The organism is Nocardia sp. bgisy134, from assembly GCF_057708325.1.
In genome coordinates this window covers 82247-103654 of record NZ_JBYIRW010000010.1, presented here as the reverse complement: position 1 = coordinate 103654, position 21408 = coordinate 82247, and the positions used below count along the sequence as shown (strand labels likewise).

Here is a 21408-nt window from a genome sequence, read left to right as displayed (position 1 = left end):
GGTTCAGCACGAGCCTTCGGCACCTTCGCCCGAACGCACCACCGAGCAACACCCCGCGCCCGCGCGGCGATCGGTTCCGGTGCGTACGTGTATCGGATGCCGGAAGCGCGAGTTGGCCGTCGATCTGTTGCGGATCGTGGCACAAGATCGGGACGCCGGAGACGGATCCCGTATCGTCGTGATCGTTCCCGATCCGCGGCGCAGACTTCCCGGGAGGGGTGCCTGGTTGCACCCCCTTTCGTCTTGTCTGAGCACTGCAGAACGGCGCCGAGCATTCGGCAGAGCACTACGAGTGTCCGGACATCTGGATATCTCAGCCCTGGAGCATTACCTCGAGAACAGGCACGAGCACTCATGAGCACACCGTGAAGTACCAACGATGAACGTCCATCGGAGATAACCCGAGGTCGTGCGGGCCGCCGTCCCCTGAAACGGTGGCACTGCTCGACCTCTCAGTGAGGAGAGCAGTGGCAGGCAAGGCCCGCGTGCACGAGTTGGCAAAAGAACTCGGTGTCACGAGTAAAGAACTACTCGCAACGCTCAAGGAGCAGGGCGAGTTCGTGAAGTCGGCGTCCTCGACGGTGGAAGCGCCCGTCGCGCGTCGGCTGCGAGAGTCGTTGGCGGCGAAGTCCGCGCCGGCGGCAGACTCCAAGTCCGGGGCTCGCCCCGGGCCCGCTTCGTCGGCTCGACCGGCCGCGAAGCCCGCCGCGGGCGGTCCGCGCCCCGGCCCACGTACCCCGGCTCCGGCGCAGGCCGCCGCGTCGTCCCCGGCCGCTTCCCCGGCCGCCGCGGCGCCCAGCCCGGCCACCGCCCGTCCCGGTGACGGTGTGCGCCCCGGTCCGGCCGTGAAGCCCGGCCCCGCGACGCCCGCGCAGGAATCGGCGCCCGCCGCCAAGGCCGCGCCCGCGCCCGCGCCGTCCGGTCCGCGCCCCACTCCAGGTGGTCCGCGTCCCGGCCAGCAGCAGCGCCCCGGCGCGTCCGCGCAGGGTGGTCCGCGTCCCGGTGGTCCGAAGCCCGGTCCGAAGACCCCGCGTGTCGGTAACAACCCCTACTCGTCGACGCCCGCGCCCGAGCGCGCCCCGCGTCCGGCCCCCGGTCACGGTCCGCGTCCCGGCCCGACCCCGGGTGGTCCGCGTCCCGGCCCGCAGGGTGGCCCGCGTCCGGGTCCGGCCCAGGGTGGCCCGCGTCCCGGTCCGGCTCAGGGTGGTCCGCGTCCTGGTCCCGGTCAGGGTGGTCCGCGTCCGGCAGCCGCTCAGGGTGGCGGCCCCCGTCCGGGTGGTCCGCGTCCGAGCCCCGGCTCGATGCCGCCGCGTCCGAATCCCGGTGCCATGCCGCAGCGTTCGGCGCGTCCGGGTCCGGGCGGCGCCGGTGCCGGTCGTCCCGGTCGTCCGGGTGGCGGCGCCGGTGGCGCCGGTCGTCCGGGCGGCGGTGGCGGCGGCTACCGCGGCGGCGGTGGCGGCGGTACCGGTGCACCCGGTGCGGGCGCAGGCGCTCCCGCGGCCGGTGGTTTCCGTGGTCGCCCCGGTGGTGGCGGCGGCGGTCGTCCCGGCGGTCCCGGTGGCCGTGGCGGTGCGGCAGGCGCGTTCGGTCGTCCCGGTGGCGCGCCGCGTCGTGGCCGTAAGTCGAAGCGGGCGAAGCGCGCCGAGTACGAGAGCATGCAGGCGCCCGCCGTCGGCGGCGTGCGGCTGCCGCGCGGCAACGGCGAGATCATCCGGCTCGCCCGCGGCGCGTCGCTGTCGGACTTCGCGGAGAAGATCGACGCGAACCCGGCCGCCTTGGTCCAGGCGCTGTTCAACCTCGGCGAGATGGTCACCGCGACCCAGTCGGTGAACGACGAGACCCTCGAGCTGCTCGGCAGCGAGATGAACTACGTCGTGCACGTGGTCAGCCCCGAGGACGAGGACCGCGAGCTGCTGGAGAGCTTCGACCTCACCTACGGCGAGGACGAGGGCGACGAGACGGACCTGCAGGTCCGCCCGCCGGTGGTGACCGTCATGGGTCACGTCGACCACGGTAAGACCCGACTGCTGGACACGATCCGCAAGGCCAACGTCCGTGAGGGCGAAGCGGGCGGTATCACCCAGCACATCGGCGCCTACCAGGTGATGACCCACCTCGGCGACGACGACCGCCTGATCACCTTCATCGACACCCCGGGTCACGAGGCGTTCACCGCCATGCGTGCCCGCGGTGCGAAGGCCACCGACATCGCGATCCTGGTGGTCGCCGCCGACGACGGCGTCATGCCGCAGACGGTGGAGGCGATCAACCACGCGCAGGCGGCCGACGTGCCGATCGTCGTGGCGGTCAACAAGATCGACAAGGAAGGCGCGAACCCGGAGAAGATCCGGCAGCAGCTGACCGAGTACAACCTGGTGGCCGAGGAGTACGGCGGCGACACGATGTTCGTCGACATCTCCGCCAAGCAGGGCACCAACATCGAGGCACTGCTCGAGGCGGTCCTGCTCACCGCGGACGCCGCCCTCGACCTGCGCGCCAACCCGGACATGGACGCCCAGGGTGTCGCCATCGAGGCGCACCTCGACCGCGGCCGCGGCCCGGTGGCGACCGTGCTGATCCAGCGCGGCACGCTGCGCGTCGGCGACTCGATCGTGGCGGGCGACGCCTACGGTCGCGTGCGCCGGATGGTCGACGAGCACGGCGACGACGTCGATGCGGCGCTGCCGTCGCGGCCCGTCCAGGTCGTCGGCTTCACGTCGGTGCCGGGCGCGGGTGACAACCTGCTCGTCGTCGACGAGGACCGCATCGCTCGCCAGATCGCCGACCGTCGCAATGCGCGCAAGCGCAACGCGCTGGCCGCGCGCAGCCGCAAGCGCATCAGCCTGGAAGATCTGGATGCCGCGCTGAAGGAGACTTCGGAGCTGAACCTGATCCTCAAGGGCGACAACTCCGGTACCGTCGAGGCCCTCGAAGAGGCCCTCATGGGTATCGAGGTCGGCGACGAGGTGCGCCTGCGGGTCATCGACCGCGGTGTCGGTGGCGTCACCGAGACCAACGTCAACCTGGCCTCGGCGTCGAACGCGATCATCATCGGGTTCAACGTGCGCGCCGAGGGCAAGGCGACCGAGCTGGCCAACCGCGAAGGCGTGGACATCCGGTACTACTCGGTGATCTACCAGGCCATCGACGAGATCGAGAAGGCCCTCAAGGGCATGCTCAAGCCGATCTACGAAGAGGTCGAGCTGGGTCGCGCCGAGATCAGGGCCATCTTCCGCTCGTCGAAGGTCGGCAACATCGCGGGCTGCATGGTCACCTCCGGGTCGGTCAAGCGTAATGCCAAGGCGCGTCTGCTCCGCGACAACGTGGTGATCGCCGAGACCGTGACGATCTCCTCGCTGAAGCGCGAGAAGGACGACGCGACCGAGGTCCGCGAGGGCTTCGAATGCGGTATGACGCTGACCTACTCCGATATCAAGGAGGGCGACGTCATCGAGGCGTACGAGCTGCGCGAGAAGCCGCGCGACTGATCGGTCCGAACTAGCGAACACCGCACCTGTGTCCGAGGCCCCGCCCGTACGGCGGGGCGCCGGGCGCGAGGTGCGGTGTTCGGTTCGGCCTTCGACACTGGAAGGTGTGTGGGTGTACCTAGGTGCACTGGAATTCGACATCCTGCTCGGCGACGTGCATTCGTTGAAGGAGAAGCGGTCGGTCATCCGGCCGGTAATCGCCGAGCTGCAACGCTTCGGTGTGAGCGCGGCCGAGGGCGGGGAACACGATCGGTACCGGCGCTCGTTGCTGGGGGTGGCCATGGTCAGCGCCGGCATGGATCACCTGACCGAAGTGCTCGACAAATGTGAAAGGCACGTCGCGGCGCGTCCGGAGCTACAGTTGCTGGCAGTACGCCGCCGGATCTTCGGGCCCGAGGACTAGGGCCGCGACGCCAACCGAATACTGACAACAGTGAGGAGGAAACGGCCATGGTGGATCAAGCCAGGGCACGCCGACTCGCGAAGCGGATTTCCTCGATCGTGGCGACCGCGATCGAATACGAGGTGAAGGATCCGCGGCTGCGTTTCGTGACGATCACCGACGCGAAGGTCACCGGTGATCTGCGCGAGGCCACGGTGTACTACACGGTGATGGGTGAAACCCTCGACGCCGAGCCGGATTACGCGTCCGCGGCCTCCGGTCTGCAGAAGGCCACGGGGGTGCTGCGTTCCAAGGTGGGGGCGGGGACAGGGGTGAAGTTCACGCCGACGCTGGCCTTCGTACTGGACAAGGTGCCCGACGCCGCGCGTGAGATGGAGGAGTTGCTCGCCCGCGCCAGGGCCGCCGACGACGCGGTGGCCAAGACGGCCGCCAACGCCACCCACGCGGGCGACTCAGACCCGTACAAGGTCGAGCGCGACAGCGCCGAGTGACGCGCGGGCGCGGATGACGACGAGCGGTAACGCGGCCGAGCTCGACGCGGCCGTCGCGGCACTGACGGCCGCCGGATCGGTCACCATCCTGTGTCACGTGCAACCCGACGCCGACACCATCGGCAGCGGCCTGGCACTGGCACTCGTGCTGCATCGGCGCGGCATCCCGGTGTGGGTTTCGTTCGCCGAGCCGGCCGAACTGCCTGCCTCCATGCGCTCGCTACCCGGGATCGAGCATCTGGTCGCGCCCGCGGAGGTGCCGCGCGAGGTGGACCTGCTCGTAGCGGTGGACTGCGGCAGCGCGGGTCGGCTCGGCGCGCTGGCCGACCGATTGTCCGGCGCCGCGACGACTCTGGTGGTCGACCATCACCGCTCGAACACCAGCTTCGGCGCGATCAACGTGGTCGACCCCGGCGCCGAGTCCACGACCAGCCTGATCGCCCGGCTGCTCGACGCCTGGGGCGTTCCGATCGATCCCGAGGTGGCGCACTGCCTGTACGCGGGCCTGGTCACCGACACCGGCTCGTTCCGCTGGGTGCAGCCGGGCACCCATCGACTGGCCGAACGGCTGCTGGCCACCGGGATCGACGGTGCGGAGATCGCGCGCACGTTGCTGGACACGCATCCGTTCGACTGGCTGCCGATGCTCTCGCGGGTCCTCGGCACCGCCCGGTTGGAGCCGGGGGCGCGCGGCGGCACCGGATTGGCGTATGTGTTCGTGCGCCGCGACGACGCGACGGGGGTGCGCTCGGAGGAGGTCGAGAGCGTCATCGATATCGTCCGCACCACGGCGGAGGCCGGGGTGGCTGCGGTGTTCAAGGAGTCGCGCACCGTCGACGGCCGCTGGACGGTGTCGCTGCGGTCGCGGGACTCCGGGCCCGGCGCGCGGGACGGCGTCGACGTCGCCGAGGTGGCGACCGCGCTCGGCGGTGGTGGCCATCGTTACGCGGCCGGGTACACCACCGACGGACGCCCGGAGGATGTGGTGCGGGCGCTGCTCGCCGCGCTGGGATAGCGGATGAGCAGACAGGATGTCGGCGACGCCGAGGAAGTCCGCGCGGATCCGGTCGGTAGCGGCGCCGATCCCGCTGAGGCCGGGCCGCGGCGCATACTCGGGCTCGCGCTGCCCACGCTGGGCGTCCTGGTCGCCGAACCGCTCTATCTGCTGTTCGATCTGGCGGTGGTCGGCAGGCTCGGCGCGCTGGCGCTGGCCGGACTTGCCGTCGGGGGATTGATTCTCGCGCAGGTGAGCACCCAGCTGACCTTTCTGTCCTACGGGACGACCGCTCGGGCGGCGCGCAGGCACGGCGCCGGTGACGAGCGTGGTGCGGTGGCCGAGGGCGTGCAGGCCACCTGGCTGGCGGTCCTGGTCGGTCTGCTGATCCTGATCACGGTGCAGGCGTTCGCCGTTCCGCTGACCGAGGCGATCGCGGGCGGCGGGGACATCGCCGCCGAGGCGCTGCCGTGGGTGCGGATCGCGCTGTTCGGCGTGCCGCTCATTCTGATCGCTATGGCGGGCAACGGGTGGTTGCGCGGTGTCCAGGAGACCCGCCGTCCGCTGCTGTATGTGGTTGCCGGTCTTGCGCTTTCTGCCGTCCTGTGTCCGATGCTCGTGCACGGACTGCTAGGCGCGCCGCCGCTGGGGCTGCCCGGCTCGGCGGTGGCGAACCTCGCCGGGCAGGCGGTGACGGCCGTGCTGTTTCTCGGCGCCCTGATGCGGGAACGGGTTTCGCTGGTTCCGCACTGGTCGGTGATGCGCGCCCAGTTGGTGCTCGGCCGCGACCTGATCCTGCGCAGCCTGGCTTTTCAAGCTTGCTTCGTATCGGCGGCGGCCGTGGCTTCGCGGTTCGGGGCGGCCTCCGTCGCGGCGCACCAGCTGGTCCTTCAGCTGTGGAATTTCCTTGCGCTGACCCTGGACTCGCTGGCCATCGCCGCGCAGACGCTGGTGGGTGCGGCGCTCGGCAGCGGCAACGCCGTGGGGGCGCGGCGGCTCGCGTGGCGCGTCACGCGGTGGTCGGAGGTCTTCGCGCTCGCGCTGTCCGCTGCGTTCGCGGCCGGGTACGCGGTCGTCCCGACGCTGTTCACCGACGACCCGGCCGTGCTTGATCGCACCCACGTGGCGTGGTGGTACTTCGTGGGGATCATTCCGGTCGCCGGTGTGGTCTTCGCGCTCGACGGCGTGCTGCTCGGCGCCGGTGACGCGGCGTTCCTGCGGACCGCTACGCTCGGCGCCGCGCTGGCCGGGTTCCTGCCCGCCATCTGGCTCTCGCTCGTCTTCGACTGGGGGCTCGCGGGCATCTGGTCCGGCTTGGTCGCGTTCATGGTGCTGCGCTTGGCGGCGGTCGTCTGGCGGACACTGTCGGGCCGCTGGGCGCAGGTGGGCGCGGAGATCCCGCGGGGGCGTGCCTGATCGACCGGGTGCGATAGTTCGATAACGATATTCATTCCTGGCAAGATGTGGGAATGCTCGAGCAGCTGACAGCGCGCCGCGCGCGAACCCGGGTGTCGTCGACCTACGTTCTCGCCGGATTGCTGGTGGCGGGCATCGCCTGGCAGGCGCAGCTGGCCTCGGCGATCGACGCGCGAGTGCGGCTACAGACCGCGCTGACGATGTTCGTCGGAGTTTTCGTGCAGGCCATCCCTTTTCTCGTGCTCGGGGTAGTTGTCAGCGGCGCGATCGCCGCGTTCGTCTCGCCCGCGCTGCTGCGGAAGGTCTTGCCCCGCAACGAGATCGCGGCGATCGGAGTCGGCGGGCTGGCGGGGGTCGCGCTGCCAGGGTGCGAATGCGGCGTGGTACCGGTGGCGCGCAGGCTGATCGATCAGGGCGCGCCGAGTTCGGCGGCGCTGGCCTTCCTGCTGTCGGCGCCCGCGATCAACCCGGTGGTGCTGGTCGCCACCGCGGTCGCGTTTCCCGGCGAGCCCGGGATGGTGGCGGCGCGGTTCGCGGGCTCATTGGCAACCGCGCTCGTGATGGGAATGCTGTGGTCGCGTTTCGGCAGCCCCGCCTGGATGCTGCCGCGCGGCGGGCCCGGCCACTGCGTAACCGGCCGCAGTCGGGCCGAGGTCTTCGCCGAGGCAGCCCGGCACGACCTGTTGCAAGCCGGCGCGTTCCTGGTGCTCGGCGCGGCCACCGCGGCGGCGTTGCACGTGCTCGTCCCGCCGCGATGGTTCGAGCAGCTGGCCACCCAGATGCTGCTGGCCGTCCTGGTGCTCGCGGTGCTGGCGGTGGTGCTCGCGCTGTGCTCGGAGGCCGACGCGTTCGTCGCGGCGAGTATGTCGACGCTGCCGCTGCTGCCGCGGCTGGTGTTCCTCGTTGTCGGGCCTGCCGTGGACGTCAAGCTGTTCGCGATGCAGGCCGGCGCGTTCGGGCGGCGGTTCGCGATGTGGTTCGCGCCGTCGACTTTCGTCGTCGCGATCGTCTGCGCGACGGTGGCGGGCTATGTCTTCCTCGGGGGTACGCGATGAGGCGGGAAACGCAGAATCTGCTCGTGCTGCTGATCGGAATCGCGGTGCTGCGCATCACTTTCGACGGCACTTACCTGCGCTACGTCAAACCGGGGCTCTTTCCGTTCCTGCTGGTCAGCGGGATCGGCATCGTCGCGCTCGGCACCGCGGCCATCATCGGCGACCTGTATCGCGGGTCGTCGCGCGGCAGCAACCATCGCCACGAGCACGAGCACGAGCACGGGCGTGTCCAGTGGTTGCTGCTCGCGCCGGTCGCCGTGCTCCTGCTGGTGGCGCCGCCCGCGCTCGGCGCGGGAGCCGCGGTGACCAGTTCGGCGATCCGCCCGCCGGATCCCGTTGTGGCGCAACCCGAGCTGATCGACTACCCGCCGCTGCCCGACGAGCCCGCTCCCATCGTCTCGATCAGCGAGGTGGTGAACCGCGCGACACTCGACGCCACGCGGTCGCTGGACGGCCGCGAGATCACCGTCAGCGGTTTCGTGCTGCGCCGCATGCGCGGCTACAGGATCGACCTGGCCCGCGTGGTCATCACCTGCTGTGTCGCGGACGCCCGCTACATCCGGTTGCACCTGACCGGTATCGAGGAGTCACTCGACGAGGACACCTGGCTGGAGGTGCGCGGCGTCGTCGAACAAGACAGCGCGCGCCGCGATCGCGACGGGACGCCGACGCTCGTGGTGCACGAATTCCGGCGGGTCGAACGACCCGATCACTCCTATGAGCGCGGTCGCTGACGCGGACTCAGGCCAAATTCACCGCGGCGTTCTCGGTCGCGCGGAAGCGGCGGACGACGACGCCCGCGGGACGCACCGACCGGCCCGCGACGGTGAGGCCGGGCTGTACCAGCGCCTCGACGGTGCGGTCGGCATCCGGGTCGGCGGTCGCGGTGACGTCGGCGGCCTCCATGGTGAGCGAGTCGAAAGGGTCGTCGGGTCGCGGCGTGACCAGCGCCGCGCCCCGGCCGGTGAGCAGCCGCTCGACGCGCGCGACGATGGCCTCGAACGCCGCTCGCTCCCTCGGGGTCTCGGCGGTGGCGGCGCAGGCGGCGGTGTCGCCGTGCAGCGCGAACAGCTCGACCACCAGCGGCAGATCGGCGCCCGCGCGGTCCTGGCGGGCGCGGGCCTTGGCCTCGTCGGCGAGGCGCTCGATGGTGGCGGCCTGGCGGGCGACGACCCGGGACAGGTCGTCGACGCGTTCGACGAGTTGGGCGAGCGATTCCGCGACTGGTTCCGTCATGATCGCACCATAGCCGGGGCGCGCGGCTATTGGATTGGGCGTCAGCCGGATTCGCCGAACGGTCGCTGCGCCGCTGTCGGACCCGGCTGATACCATCGCCTGCCATGGGGGTCTACGGCATCGACCTGGGCACAACGAACTCGGCGATCGCGCGGATCGACGCCGACGGTCGGCCCGAAGTAATGATCGGCATGAACGGGGAACCGACGGTTCCCTCCGTCGTGCTGTTCGCATCCGCCTTCGATCATCTGGTGGGCGAGGGCGCCCGGCGGCAGGCCCGGCTGGATCCCGAGCACGTGTGCTCGCTGGTGAAGCGCCGGATGGGCGACTCGGAGTGGCGTTTCGCGGCGCACGGCGAGACCTGGTCGGCGCCCGCCGTGTCGGCGCTGATCCTCAAGAGTCTCGCCGCCGACGCGGAATTCGGCGGCGGCGAACCGGTGCGGCGCGCCGTGATCACGGTGCCCGCGTACTTCGGCGACGAGGAGCGCCGCGCCACGATCCAGGCGGGCGCCTACGCGGGCTTCGACGTCGCCGGCGTGCTGTCCGAGCCGATCGCGGCGGCGTTCTCCTACGGGTTCGGCAGGCTCGACGGCGGCGTGGACATCGGCACATCCGGTGCGCGCGAGACCGTTCTCGTCTACGACCTCGGCGGCGGCACCTTCGACGCCACCGTCATCGAGCTGGCCGACCGGCGTATCTCCGTGCTCGCCGTGGAAGGCGACCATCAGCTGGGCGGCGCGGACTGGGACGAGCGGATCGCCCTGTACCTGTCCCAGCGGTTCTGCGCGGCCAACCCCGATGCCGAAGACCCGCTGGACGATTCGGCCGGTTCGCAGATGCTGGTGCTGGCCGCCGAGCGGGCCAAACGCGAACTCAGTGAACTGGAGAGCACCGAGGTGGTGGTCGCGCACGACGGAGCGCGCGCCGTCGTCACGCTGACCAGGGACGAACTCGAGTCGATGACGGCCTCGCTGATGCGCCGCACCCTCGATCTCACCAGGGACTGCCTCGCCGCGGCGGGCAAGCGCGGCGTGACGTCGATCGACCGGCTGCTGCTGGTGGGCGGCTCCTCCCGGATGCCGATGGTCGCACGCGAATTGACCAAGGAACTCGGCCTGATCGGCGAGCTGCGCGACCCTGACCTGTCGGTGGCGCGCGGTGCGGCGCTCTACGGCGAGAAGCTCGAGATGGAACGGTTGATCGTCGCCGACCTGGTCACCCGCGGCAGGCTGCGGGACGGCTCCGGACTGAACGAGGCGGCGTCCGCGGATCTGGACCAGTCGATCGCCCGGGTCGCGGAGTCGTTCGGCCAGCCGGTGAGCTTGGTGCGGCGGATGCTGGAGATCCAGGTCGACACCGTCGTATCGCGCGGATTCGGTGTGCTGGCGCTGGATTCGCACTACGGGCTGGCGGCCGCCTGGCTGGTGCACCGCAACCAGACGCTGCCGGTGCGGGTGCGCCGTTCGTTCGGCACCGTGCGCGAGGACCAGGACCAGATCGAGCTGACCATCGTGGAACAGCAGGGGCAGGCCGCCTCGGTGCGTCCCGAGGACACGAAAGTACTTGTGGAGGGCCGGATTCGCGGCATTCCCCCGGGCTATCCCGCGGGCAGCGAGGTGCGCGTCACCTTCGAGATGGGTTTCGACGGCGTGCTGCACGTGACCGCGCACCACGTCGACGCCGACATGCCGCTGACGTTGTCGGCGCAGACCGGAGCCACCCTGTCCCAGTCCGACGTCGCGCGGGAACTCGACCAGGTGCAGCGCTCCCGGCGCCGCGACAGCTGAGCCGCCGTGCACGCATTCGACCCCAACGACTACCGCAAGCGGGTGCTCGCCGCGGTCGAGCGCCGCGGCGGCATCGAGCATTCCGACCCGTTCGAGCTCTACGACATTCCGCTCGACGAAGCCGAGACCCTCGGCGACGCCGAGGTGTCCGCCCGGGTGGCCGAGGTGTGGGGCTTCTGGCAGCGCCAGCGTGACCATCCGAAGTACCGCGTGTTGGTCGGGCTGCTGGTGGAAAGCCACGACCGGCTGTCCTTCCTGCTGCTCGACGCGTCCGCGCGACGGGCCGAGGCGATCCGAATCCGGCAGGAGCGCGAACAGCGCGACGCGGAACGGTACGAGATGCTCGACGTCGCGATCTCCCGGCTGGTGCAGCGCCACGGCGGGGTGCCCGCCGCGAAAGTGCCGGGGCTGGAGGAGATCGGATCGATGGGCGGGCTCACCGCCGCCGAGGTCGCCACCCGCCTGCGCCGCCATCGGATCATCCAGAACGAGCAGCCGCCCGCCGCGCCCCAGGCCACCGGCGCACTCTCCGACCAGCGACGCACTCAGATCCGCGGGCTGCTCGCCGAATGGGCGCGGCTGGTGGACGGTCCGCCCGCGCCGACACTGCTCGGGCTGCTCGGGCTGGATCCGAGCCGCGCCACCCACACCGGCGAGATCCGGCTGCGCGCCGACGCGTTGCGCGCGCGGTCGCGCGAGCTGCCGCCGGGGCGGATGCGGGTGGTGCTCGACGAACTGCTGGTGCACGTGCAGGATCTGCTGGAGCCGGGCGGGCCGGTGGTGGCCGAGTACGTCGCCTCGATCGTCGAGGACGTCACCGCGGAACTGCGGCCCAAGGTGCGTGCGGCTGTGCTCATCGAGGACGAGCTGGTGGGGGAGGACTACGAGTTCCTGCTCGACGAGGCGATCGCCCTCGGTATGGACCCGCGCGACGCGAGTCGATTGCTCGAAGATCTCGCCGCCGAATTGGGTTCGCGCGCTGTGGGATCCGCGCGGCCCGCACCGCCGGCGCACACCCCCGCCCCGTCGACTCCGAGCCCGGCGCCGGCGCGACGGCTGTGGGAGGAGTCGCTGAAGGCCGCGCGGGCGGCGCTGCGCAACGGGCACCCGCAAGAGGCCGCGCGGTACATCGCCGAGGCCAGGGGACTGGACCCGCACAACGAGGGCACGACGCCCATCCGCTCGGTGTCCGACGACGTGGAACGGGTGCTCGCCGAGGCGGCGCGGCACTGGCGCGTCGCCCTCGCGGCGCGCGCGGCCACCCGCTATGTCGAGGCGCTCGAACATCTCCGCGAGCTGCGTCGCGTCGCCGCCGACGTGCCGCCGCCCACCGGGTCCACCACGGGCCTCGACGAACTGCTCGCCGAAGCCGAACGGGCCGTCGCCGAGGCCGACCGTTTGGTCGCCGCCGCGGCGGCGGGCCCGCCCGCCGAACGTTCGCGCACACTGCGCGCCGCCCAAGCCGCGTGCCTCGATCACCCCGGGGCGAGCGAGGCGCTGGCCGCCACCCCTCTCCCCGCCCCCGGGCGAGTGACGGCTACCCGCATGACGAACGGCTCGGTGCGAGTGACGTGGTCGCCCGCATCGGCCGACGATGTCGATTACCGCATCACCCGTCTCCAGCCGGACGGCTCGTGGCGTGTGGTCGGCCGCACCCGCGGCACCGAACTCGAAGACGGCGGAGCGCCGACCGGTGAAACCCCGGTCTACGCCGTCGCCGCCGCCACCTCCGGTCGCTACTCCGACACCGTGCGCTCCGACGCCCCTCCCGAACCCCGCGCCGACCGCACTGCTCAAACCGCGGCAAACTCTTCCGGTTCGGCACGGCCCGGCGCCGTCGGCTCGGGAGGTTCGACGAGCGAGCCCGGTGCGAGCTTCGACCCCGGCGGGGTTGGCGGTCCGACCGACCCCGCTACGAGAACCGAGCCCGGTCCGGTCGGCTCTGGTGCTTCGACCAGCGAGCCCGGTGGGAGCTCCGGCTTCGGCGCTGTCGGCGGTTCGACCGTCGAGCCCGCTGTGAATACCGAGCCCGGTCTTGTCGGTGGCTCCGGTGGTTCGACGCTCGAGCCGGGCGCAAGCGCCGAGCCCGGCGTGGTCGGTCAGCACAACTCGGCTACCCCGCCCACGCAGACGACGCAGCCGCACCCTGTCGTTGCGCAGGACCCTGGCGTGGTCGTACAGCCAAACTCAGCCGTCCCGCCCGTGCAGGGGACGCAGCCGGACCCCGTCGTTGCGCAGGGCCCCGGTGCGTTCACCGAGCCGGGCAGCGTCGCCCGGCCTGATCCGGCTGCTGTCCGGCCGGAGCGGGCCACGCCGCAAGCTGCCTCCCCGGTCGTACCGTACAACTCGGCCGTCCCGCCCGTGCAGGGGACGCAGCCGCACCCCGTCATTCCGCAGGGACCCGGCTCGGTCGCCGAGGCAGGCGGCGTCGCCCGGCCTGATCCGGCTGCTGCCCGGCCGGGGTGGGCCGCGCCGCAAGCTGCCTCCCCGGTCGCACAGGACGATCCGATGCCCAGCGGCATCCCCGTCGTCACCGGCCTAGCCGAACGCGCGGGTCTGCTGACCTTCGTATGGCCGACGGGAATCACCGAGGTGATGGTCGTAGCGTGCACCGATCGCCCACCGGCTACCCCGGACGAGCCGGAGGCGCGCGCGTGGAAGGTCACCAACACGCGGTACGAGATCGACGGTGGCGTCCGGGTACCGCCGGATCTCCCGCGCCCGTGCCACATCGGCGTGGCGTCGTGCCGCCGTGAACCCAACGGCACGCTCACCGTGGCCGCCGGTTTCGCGCCGAATGCCCGGATCCACTGGACGCACGCCTGACGCGACGTCGCCCGCCGGAATGCCGCGCCCGCCCGGCGTGTTCGGATCGGGGACGAATGGTGTCGATGGAGGCAGGCGGCCGGTGGTCGCCTCGGATGTGACAAGGTGGGTCTGGTGATACCCAAGTTGATGGCGGTGAGCGACGTACACGTCGGGCATCAGGGGAACCGGCCGATCGTGGAGCAGATCCAGCCGGACTCGCCGGAGGACTGGCTGATCGTGGCCGGCGACGTGGGCGAGAAGACCGAGGACATCCGGTGGGCGCTGGAACTGCTGCGCAGCCGGTTCGCGAAGGTGATCTGGGTGCCCGGCAATCACGAGCTGTGGACCACGGCGAAGGATCCCGTGCAGATGCACGGCGTCGCGCGCTACGACTATCTGGTGTCGATCTGCCGCGACCTGGACGTCGTCACGCCCGAGGATCCCTTCCCAGTGTGGCGCGGCCCGGGCAGCGAGGCGCACGGCGGCGCGGTGACGCTGGCCCCGATGTTCCTGCTCTACGACTACTCGTTCCTCCCGGAGGGCGCCACCACCAAGGCCGAGGGCCTGGCCATCGCGCGTGAGCGCAACGTGGTCGCCACCGATGAGTTCTTGCTCTCCTCGGAGCCGTATCTGACCAGAGACGCCTGGTGTCACGCCCGGGTACAGGTCACCAAGCGCAAGCTGGACGCGCTCCCGCCGGAGACGCCGCTGGTGTTGATCAACCACTTCCCGCTGGTGCGCCAGCCCACCGATGTGCTGTTCTACCCCGAGTTCGCGCTGTGGTGCGGCACCGATCTGACCGCCGACTGGCACACCAGCTACAACGTGGTGTGCTCGGTGTACGGGCACTTGCACATTCCGCGCACCTCCTACTACGACGGCGTGCGCTTCGAGGAGGTCTCGCTCGGCTATCCGCGCGAATGGCAGCGCCGCGGTCTGCCGGACAAGCTGCTGCGCCAGATCCTGCCCGCCCCGGAGTACCCGCCGGGCACGCTGAACAAGTGGGGCGGCCACTTCAAGGTCACCCCCGAGATGGAGGCGGCTGCGGCCGAGATGCGCAGCCGCGCCCAGCGCAGGCGCGGCGTCTGAACCGGCCACCGGCAGGCGCTCGGGGACGGAGTCCGTCGCCGACCTCGCGCATGGCTGGAGCCGATGCGGCGGTACGCCTCGACTAGGCTCGGAGCCGATGATCGAGAACATTCTGCCCAGTGATGTCGCCTCGGCCGAGCTGTTGGCGTACCCGGAGGATCTGAAGCCGCATCCGGCCGAAGAGCATCTCATCGCGAAGTCGGTGGAGAAGCGGCGGCGCGACTTCATCGGCGCCCGCCACTGCGCCCGGCTGGCCCTGGAGCAGCTCGGCGAGCCGCCGGTCGCGATCGGCAAGGGGGAGCGGGGAGCTCCGGTGTTCCCGCGCGGCATCGTGGGCAGCCTCACCCACTGCGACGGCTACCGCGCCGCGGCGCTGGCGCACAAGATGCGCTTCCGCTCGATCGGCATCGACGCCGAGCCGCACGGCGCGCTGCCGGACGGCGTGCTCGATTCGGTGAGCCTGCCCGCCGAACGGGACTGGTTGCACGACACCGATTCTCGACTACACCTGGATCGGCTGTTGTTCTGCGCCAAGGAAGCCACCTACAAGGCGTGGTTCCCGCTGACCACCCGCTGGCTCGGTTTCGAGGAGGCGCACATCACCTTCACCGTCGAGGAGAACGCCGACGGCACGGGCTCGGGCACCTTCCGCAGCCAGCTGCTGGTGCCGGGCCAGACCAACGACGGTGGGCTGCCGCTGACCTCGTTCGACGGACGCTGGCTGATCGCCGACGGGCTGATCCTGACCGCGATCGCGCACGCCTGATGACCGGACCGACCACCCAGGCGCAGCGCCCCGACGTGCTCGGCGGCCTGCTGATCGTCGACAAGGACGGCGGCTGGACCAGCCACGACGTGGTGGCCAAGTGCCGGAAGTTGTTGCGCACCAAGAAGGTCGGGCACGCGGGCACGCTCGACCCGATGGCGACCGGCGTGCTGGTGCTCGGCGTCGAACGGGCCACCAAGCTGCTCGGCCTGCTGACGCTGACCACGAAGGCGTACACCGCCACCATCCGGCTCGGCCAGTCCACCACCACCGACGACGCCGAGGGCGAGACCCTGGTGACCGCCTCCGCGCTGCACCTCGCCGACGCCGACATCGCCGCGCGGATCGCGGCCCTGACCGGCGACATCGACCAGGTGCCCGCCACCGTGAGCGCCATCAAGGTGAACGGCGAACGCGCCTACGCCCGCCACCGCGCGGGTGAGGACGTGCGGCTGGCCGCCCGGCCGGTCACCGTGTCCCGCTTCGACGTGCTGGCCCGGCGCGATGTTCCGGACGGTGAGTTCGTCGATCTCGATGTCGTGGTCGAATGCTCGTCCGGCACCTACGTGCGCGCGCTGGCCCGCGATCTGGGCGCCGCGCTGGAGGTCGGCGGCCACCTGACGGCGCTGCGCCGCACCAGGGTCGGCCCCTTCACGCTCGAACACGCCAGGACGCTGGACGAGCTCGCCGAGGACCCGACCTTGAACCTCGGCATCGACGAGGCGGTCCGAATCGCGTTCCCGCACCGCACGATCGACGACCGCGAAGCCGAATCCCTGCGCGACGGACGGTGGTTGGATCCGATCGGCATCGCGGGCGTGCACGCCGCGCTCACCGCCGATGGTACGGCCATCGCGTTGCTCGAGGAGAAGGGCAAGCGCTCCTCGCCGGTCTTCGTGATCCGCCCGCGCGGCCTGGTCGACTGACAGCGGGCGCGCCGGATCGCTTCGGTGACGCTACGCCCGAACGCGTATCGGCCCAGCGCTATTCGCCGCGCTGCCCGAGGATGGGCTCGAGCGCGCCGAGTAGCGCGCCGACGCTGATGTCGCGCACGTCGTTCCGGCTCATCGCGCGGTGCTCCAGCCAGTCGACGGTGAGGACGCGGACGAACGTCAACCAGCTCATCAGCACCGACGAGGCCGCGGCCCGTTCTGCCTCGCTCAGCCCCATCACGTTCAGCAGACGGCCGCGCAGTTCGTCCAATTCCCCGGAGATGATCGACTGGATGGTCGGGTCCCCGGCCAGCATCCGGTTCGCGGCGATGACAGTGCGTGCGTTGGCCTCGAAGTAGTCGAGGTGGGCGTCCAGCCCGGCCGCCAGCTGGTCGCGCAGCGGGGTCTCGGCGTCCAGTTCGGTCGCCACCAGCAGTCGATCCGCGGCCTGCTGGTAGACGGCCGCGAACAGGTCGCGCTTGCTGGGGAAGTGGCGGTACAGCAGGGCGCGGGACACGCCCGCCGCGGCGGCCACGTCCTCCATGAGCACGGTGTCGTAGGCGCGTGCGGCGAACAGCTCGGCGCCCGCCGCCACCAGTAGGCGGCGGCGTTCGTCGGGGGAGAGGCGGCGGCGGGTACTCATCACCGACGATATTAGTTGACGTGTGTCTACTAGCGGTCGTAGCATCCCTATTAGTAGACATATGTCTACTAAGGTGGCCGTGGATCGTGAAGCTTGATGCGCGGCAGAGGGATACCGTCCTGCTGAGGGAGAACGACCATGGCGAAACTGCTGAAGGTCCTGGCGCTGGTGATGGGCGTCGCCTGCGTGGCGATCGGCGTGTTCCACATCGCGCTCGGCATCGACTCGGTGCCGGGCATGGGCTCGTCCGGTGTCACGGCCGACAGTCAGAGCCGCTTCTTCGGGGCCGTCTTCGTCGGCTACGGCGTGGCGTGGATCTGGACCGCGCGCCGCACGCCCATTCCGGCGGTGGCCGTGCGCTGGCTGGCGGGGATCTTCCTGCTCGGCGCGTTCGGCCGGGTGCTGTCGCTCGCGGTGTACGGGTGGCCGCACTGGTTCCAGATCGTGCTCACCGTCATCGAATTCGTTCTCCCGCCGGTGTATTTCTGGTTGGCCGACGCCGACGAGAAGCGGGCGGCGGCCGTGGCTGTCCGATGACTCGGCCGAGCGTGCCCACGCCGATCTCGCGCACGTCGGTCCGGCGGAGCGACACCCGTCGCGATGGACCCCGGACGCCGGCAACGGAATCGGAGGCGAACCGTACAGTGGTCGTGGGTTCGTCGTCCGAAACCGTCGGCGGCCGTGGGAAGGCAGTGGGCATGAGTGAACATCCGGTCGATACGTTCGAGCTGTGGGACCGGGACGACGACGGGCTCGTCTCCGTGCAGGACATCACCGACGGCATCCGCGCGCTCGGGCTGGAGGTCGACGCCGATGCCGTAGAGCGGCTGGTCGCCGCGGCCGACACCGATGGCGACTTCCTGGTCTCCAAGGCCGAATTCGACGCGGCCTTGGTGACCGGACGCCTGGAGGTGACCGACGCCGACGCCGCCTTCCGCGTCTTCGATACCAACGGCGACGGGCGCATCTCGGTCGAGGAACTCGAATCCCTCATCCGGCACGTCGGCGCGGGCCGTATCGACGTCCCCGCCGCCGACCTGCTCGCCGCCGCCGACCGGGACGCCGACGGCTATCTCTCACCGGCCGAATTCCGCTCTCTGCTGGACGAACTCGCGCGCTGATCCGGGGCAGAGTCGGTCCCGGAACCGGATGAGCACGAGTCGTTGTCCATTCGTCACGCGCCGAACAGTCCTCGGACCAGTCCGGCCGCCTCGGCTGCCAGTCCGGGCGGGTTGGTGGCGATGAACATGGAGTCGGCCGCGAGATTGCCGAGCACATGCCAGCTCGGATCGGGCGTACCGCCGACCATCGCACGCCGAGTGCCCGGTTCGGCGCGCAGGCCACCCGCCGGATGCGGTTCGGCGGCGCCCGCCGCGAGCAGAGCGCCCACCAGCGGCTGGGTTTCCGAGGGCGTCGTGTAGGCGGGCGGGTTGACCGCGTTGAAGACGGTGTCCGCGGACCAGTTTCGCGCGTCGTACACGGTGAACCCGCCGCCGGACCGCGCCTCGATCTTGGTGACGCCCGCGCGCAACCGCAGCTGGCCGGAATCGAGCAGCCGCAGCACGATGCGCGCGTTGTGCGGGACCATCGGCGAGCTCAGGCTGTTGATGGTGCGGAAGTGTCCGGTGCGCAACATCTCTCGGTCCCGCTCGGCCAACAGCGGCCACGCGGTCGGGCCGACGACGCGGATGACCATGGCCAGCAGGCGCCGCCCGTGGTGCGGTGCGTCGACCGCGTCGAGCTGGCGGCGCAGGCGAATCACCGGATCCTCGGAGCCGGTGATCTCGGCGGCCAAGGTGTCGAAATCCTGTCCCAGTGCCGCGAGTTCGGTGCGCATGAGCGAAACCAAGTGGGAGAAGGGGAGTTCGCCGTGCTCTGCAGCCAGTTCCCGCACCGCCCCTGGCGTCAAGTGCACGGGGTCGAGGCGGACCGGACGCTGCTGGACGAAGGGGAGTTGCCCGCTGCGTGAGAGCAGCGTGATCGGCCCGGTGTGCCCGTTCGCCGCCAGGGTGACGGCGATGTCCACCGCGGTCAGACCGCTGCCGATGACGGCGAGATGGTGGTCCGCGGGGAGTCCGGCCACGGTGCGGGCGAGGGGATAGGGCTCGTTGACGTAGCCGGGTGTGCCGGTGAGCCCGTAGTGGTCACGCGGGCCGCCGCTGCCGACCGCGAGGACGGCCCGGTCCACCGGGACGTGATGGCCACTCGCGGTGTGCAGGACCGCCCGCTCGTCGCGGGAGAATCCGGTGACGGCCGAACGCACCACGCGGACAGGGCAGCCCGCGAGACCCAGTCGTGCGATCGCGTCGCGCGCGGTGTCTTCCAGGTACTCGCCGTAGACCGCGCGCGGGACGAGCGGTTGGCCCAGCCCTTCGTCGAGGTAGTCGGCCACCTCGCGATTCGCAAGCCAGCGCTGGTAGTGCCCGGGGTCGCCCGCGCGCACCGACATGATGGGCGGCGGCGCGTTCACCCGCACCGCGTCGAGGTCGGGCTGGTACGGGCGGCCCCGCCAGAGCGCGGGCGCGCCGTCGAACACGGTGACGCCGCTCGGCTTGTCGTCCGCGAGGGCCAGCGCGTCGAGCAGCGCGACGGCGGCCGCGCCCGCTCCGATGATTCCGATGTGCATGGGGCTCCTTCGGTTTCGTGTGTGCGGCACCCAGCGTCCCGGGGTTCGGCGGCGCGGAACATCCCGCGATCGAGGGGGTTCGCCACCGGCGACGCGCGATCGACGGGTCGAGTGTTCGCGGCCGAGGTCTCCGTGGGCCGGAATTTCACCGCGCGGCGGGCGCTTACCCCTCATATGTGGGATGGCGAGCGCGCGACAGGCGGCCGAGGATGACACGCATGACCGCAACGACCGCGTTAGACGCACTGCTCGCGAGCATCGCCGCCGCGCCCGACGCGCACGCGCTGTTCGCCGACGCGTCGGCCCGCCTGCGGCGCATCGCGCCGTTCGACGCCGCCGTGTGGGTGGCCACCGATCCGGTCAACGGGCTCACCACGGCGCCGGTGCGGGTGGAGAACCTGCACGAGGGCGGCTGCGGAACCTACTGGGAGTCGGAGCTTTTCGCCGAACACGTCAATCTGTTCCGCGATCTGGCGCTGGCGAAGGTCCCGGTGGCCGGGCTGCGGGAGGTGACAGGAGACCGGCCGACGCTGAGTCCGCTGTACCGCAGCTTCATGCGTCCGCGCGGGTTCGACGACGAGTTGCGCGCGGTGTTCCGGGTGGACGGGCAGCCGTGGGGACAGCTGAGCCTGTTCCGCGAGCGGGGCAGGCCGCCGTTCCGCGCCGAAGACATCGCCCTGGTCCAAGTTCTCTGCACGCCGATGGCGCAGCGATTGCGCGCCTTCGCGCTGCCCAGCGCGACACCGCCGTCCGCTCTCGCCGCCGCGCCCGGTCTGCTGCTGTTCGGCGCGGGCGGCGAACTGCTGTCCCTCAACGACGAGGCCCGCGAGCTGCTGGCCGAGATGCCGCCCGGCCCTGCCACGCAGACCCCGCTCGGCATCGATCTGCCGCTGCCGGTCTGGATCCTCAGCACCGCAGGCCGCGCCCGGCTCACCGGAGTCGCGTCGCGGATCCGGGTGCGCACCACCGCGGGGCGCTGGCTGGTGTGCCACGCGACCTGCCTGCGCGACGCCGAAGGGCGTTCGGGCACAACGGCTCTGGTGATCGAGCAGGCCAAGCCCGCCGAGGTGGCCGAGTTGATCGTCGCCGCCTACGAACTCACCTCTAGGGAACTCGAGGTGACCGAACTCGTCGCCCGCGGCCTGCCCACCGCCGATATCGCCGCGCGGCTGTTCCTCTCCCCGCACACGGTGCGCGACCATCTGAAGTCGGTCTTCGACAAGGTCGGCGTCACCAGCCGCGGCGAACTGGTCGCCAAACTCTTCACCGAGCATCGCGAACCCCTGACGGCCGCCGCCACGGTCCGCGTTCTCGATGCCGCGAGCTAGACCGACACAGCGGCGGCTACCAGACGATCACCCGCGCTCTGCGCCGCAGGGCGCGGCTGGCCGCCGAACACGACGCGCCGCGCGGGCCAGGCCGACCGGTGCGCGATGACGCCACGCCCGCGACCGATTGCGGTGTCGGGCGATTCGACCACGGCGCGATCGGTCGCGCGCGACGCGCCGCCCGAACCTCGGCGACGACGGCGTGGTTTCGCCGCCGCGTTCGTGCCCACGGAGGCTCGGCGCGGACCTCGTACGGCACGGTCCGGTCACAGGCGCGACGCACCGTCATAACACCCCGTACAGTCCTGTTGACCTGCGTTAACGCGCTTCCCGCTCGGTCGATACG

Annotated in this window: 19 protein-coding genes; 16 read left to right on the top strand and 3 right to left on the bottom strand. The window is 71.1% G+C overall.

All coding sequences use genetic code 11. From position 1 onward, the window contains the following. The first annotated feature begins 79 nt into the window (after window positions 1-79). From AC3ERS_RS19025 to AC3ERS_RS18990, 8 genes are all read left to right on the top strand, one after another. Window positions 80-358: a YlxR family protein gene (locus AC3ERS_RS19025; RefSeq protein ID WP_431969291.1), complete on the top strand. Its 279-nt coding sequence runs from the start codon at window positions 80-82 to the stop codon at window positions 356-358. 109 nt (window positions 359-467) lie between these two features. Then, complete coding sequence (infB, locus tag AC3ERS_RS19020) at window positions 468-3488, top strand: translation initiation factor IF-2 (protein ID WP_431969289.1); 3021 nt, start codon at window positions 468-470, stop codon at window positions 3486-3488. A 112-nt stretch (window positions 3489-3600) separates the two neighbouring features. Continuing rightward, window positions 3601-3891, top strand: a complete 291-nt coding sequence (locus AC3ERS_RS19015; RefSeq protein ID WP_068062976.1) for a DUF503 domain-containing protein — start codon at window positions 3601-3603, stop codon at window positions 3889-3891. 47 nt (window positions 3892-3938) lie between these two features. Further along, window positions 3939-4382: a 30S ribosome-binding factor RbfA gene (rbfA, locus tag AC3ERS_RS19010; RefSeq protein ID WP_431969286.1), complete on the top strand. Its 444-nt coding sequence runs from the start codon at window positions 3939-3941 to the stop codon at window positions 4380-4382. Window positions 4383-4395: 13 nt separating this feature from the next. Beyond that, window positions 4396-5397, top strand: coding sequence for a DHH family phosphoesterase (locus AC3ERS_RS19005; protein WP_431969284.1), 1002 nt, complete (start codon window positions 4396-4398; stop codon window positions 5395-5397). 3 nt (window positions 5398-5400) lie between these two features. Beyond that, window positions 5401-6792: an MATE family efflux transporter gene (locus AC3ERS_RS19000; RefSeq protein WP_431969282.1), complete on the top strand. Its 1392-nt coding sequence runs from the start codon at window positions 5401-5403 to the stop codon at window positions 6790-6792. A 53-nt stretch (window positions 6793-6845) separates the two neighbouring features. Further along, on the top strand, window positions 6846-7847 hold the full coding sequence (locus tag AC3ERS_RS18995; RefSeq protein WP_431969280.1) for a permease: 1002 nt from the start codon (window positions 6846-6848) through the stop codon (window positions 7845-7847). Then, the gene (locus AC3ERS_RS18990) at window positions 7844-8581 is read left to right on the top strand and encodes a TIGR03943 family putative permease subunit (protein ID WP_431969278.1); all 738 of its coding nucleotides are present in this window, start codon (window positions 7844-7846) and stop codon (window positions 8579-8581) included. The genes AC3ERS_RS18995 and AC3ERS_RS18990 overlap by 4 nt, the downstream gene beginning before the upstream one ends. A gap of 7 nt (window positions 8582-8588) precedes the next feature. Here AC3ERS_RS18990 and AC3ERS_RS18985 read toward each other — a convergent pair whose 3' ends face one another. Next, window positions 8589-9083, bottom strand: coding sequence for a nucleotide exchange factor GrpE (locus AC3ERS_RS18985; protein WP_431969276.1), 495 nt, complete (start codon window positions 9081-9083; stop codon window positions 8589-8591). A gap of 104 nt (window positions 9084-9187) precedes the next feature. On the opposite strand from AC3ERS_RS18985, the gene AC3ERS_RS18980 reads away from it, so the two are divergent. From AC3ERS_RS18980 to truB, 5 genes are all read left to right on the top strand, one after another. After that, window positions 9188-10870 carry an Hsp70 family protein gene (locus AC3ERS_RS18980; protein WP_431969274.1) on the top strand — a complete coding sequence of 561 codons (1683 nt, stop codon included), beginning with the start codon at window positions 9188-9190 and terminating at the stop codon, window positions 10868-10870. Window positions 10871-10876: 6 nt separating this feature from the next. Then, window positions 10877-13696 (top strand): SaeA-related protein, encoded by a 2820-nt coding sequence (locus AC3ERS_RS18975; protein WP_431969272.1) that lies wholly within the window; start codon window positions 10877-10879, stop codon window positions 13694-13696. A 114-nt stretch (window positions 13697-13810) separates the two neighbouring features. Beyond that, entirely contained in the window at window positions 13811-14767 is a 957-nt protein-coding gene (locus tag AC3ERS_RS18970; protein WP_431969270.1) for a metallophosphoesterase family protein, read from the top strand. Between the two features lie 97 nt (window positions 14768-14864). After that, a complete protein-coding gene (npt, locus tag AC3ERS_RS18965) occupies window positions 14865-15533 on the top strand; it encodes a 4'-phosphopantetheinyl transferase Npt (protein ID WP_431969268.1) in 669 nt (222 codons plus the stop codon). Beyond that, a complete protein-coding gene (gene truB, locus AC3ERS_RS18960; RefSeq protein ID WP_431969266.1) occupies window positions 15533-16459 on the top strand; it encodes a tRNA pseudouridine(55) synthase TruB in 927 nt (308 codons plus the stop codon). Before npt ends, truB begins: the two co-directional genes overlap by 1 nt. A gap of 58 nt (window positions 16460-16517) precedes the next feature. Here the strand turns inward: truB and AC3ERS_RS18955 are convergent, their stop codons facing one another. After that, complete coding sequence (locus tag AC3ERS_RS18955; protein ID WP_431969264.1) at window positions 16518-17108, bottom strand: TetR/AcrR family transcriptional regulator; 591 nt, start codon at window positions 17106-17108, stop codon at window positions 16518-16520. A 138-nt stretch (window positions 17109-17246) separates the two neighbouring features. On the opposite strand from AC3ERS_RS18955, the gene AC3ERS_RS18950 reads away from it, so the two are divergent. Continuing rightward, window positions 17247-17645 carry a DUF4345 domain-containing protein gene (locus AC3ERS_RS18950; RefSeq protein WP_431969262.1) on the top strand — a complete coding sequence of 133 codons (399 nt, stop codon included), beginning with the start codon at window positions 17247-17249 and terminating at the stop codon, window positions 17643-17645. A gap of 161 nt (window positions 17646-17806) precedes the next feature. Next, window positions 17807-18229 (top strand): EF-hand domain-containing protein, encoded by a 423-nt coding sequence (locus tag AC3ERS_RS18945; protein WP_431969260.1) that lies wholly within the window; start codon window positions 17807-17809, stop codon window positions 18227-18229. A 53-nt stretch (window positions 18230-18282) separates the two neighbouring features. Here the strand turns inward: AC3ERS_RS18945 and AC3ERS_RS18940 are convergent, their stop codons facing one another. After that, window positions 18283-19734: an FAD/NAD(P)-binding protein gene (locus tag AC3ERS_RS18940; RefSeq protein WP_431969258.1), complete on the bottom strand. Its 1452-nt coding sequence runs from the start codon at window positions 19732-19734 to the stop codon at window positions 18283-18285. A 218-nt stretch (window positions 19735-19952) separates the two neighbouring features. On the opposite strand from AC3ERS_RS18940, the gene AC3ERS_RS18935 reads away from it, so the two are divergent. After that, window positions 19953-21062, top strand: coding sequence for a LuxR C-terminal-related transcriptional regulator (locus tag AC3ERS_RS18935; protein ID WP_431969256.1), 1110 nt, complete (start codon window positions 19953-19955; stop codon window positions 21060-21062). Window positions 21063-21408: the final 346 nt, after the last annotated feature.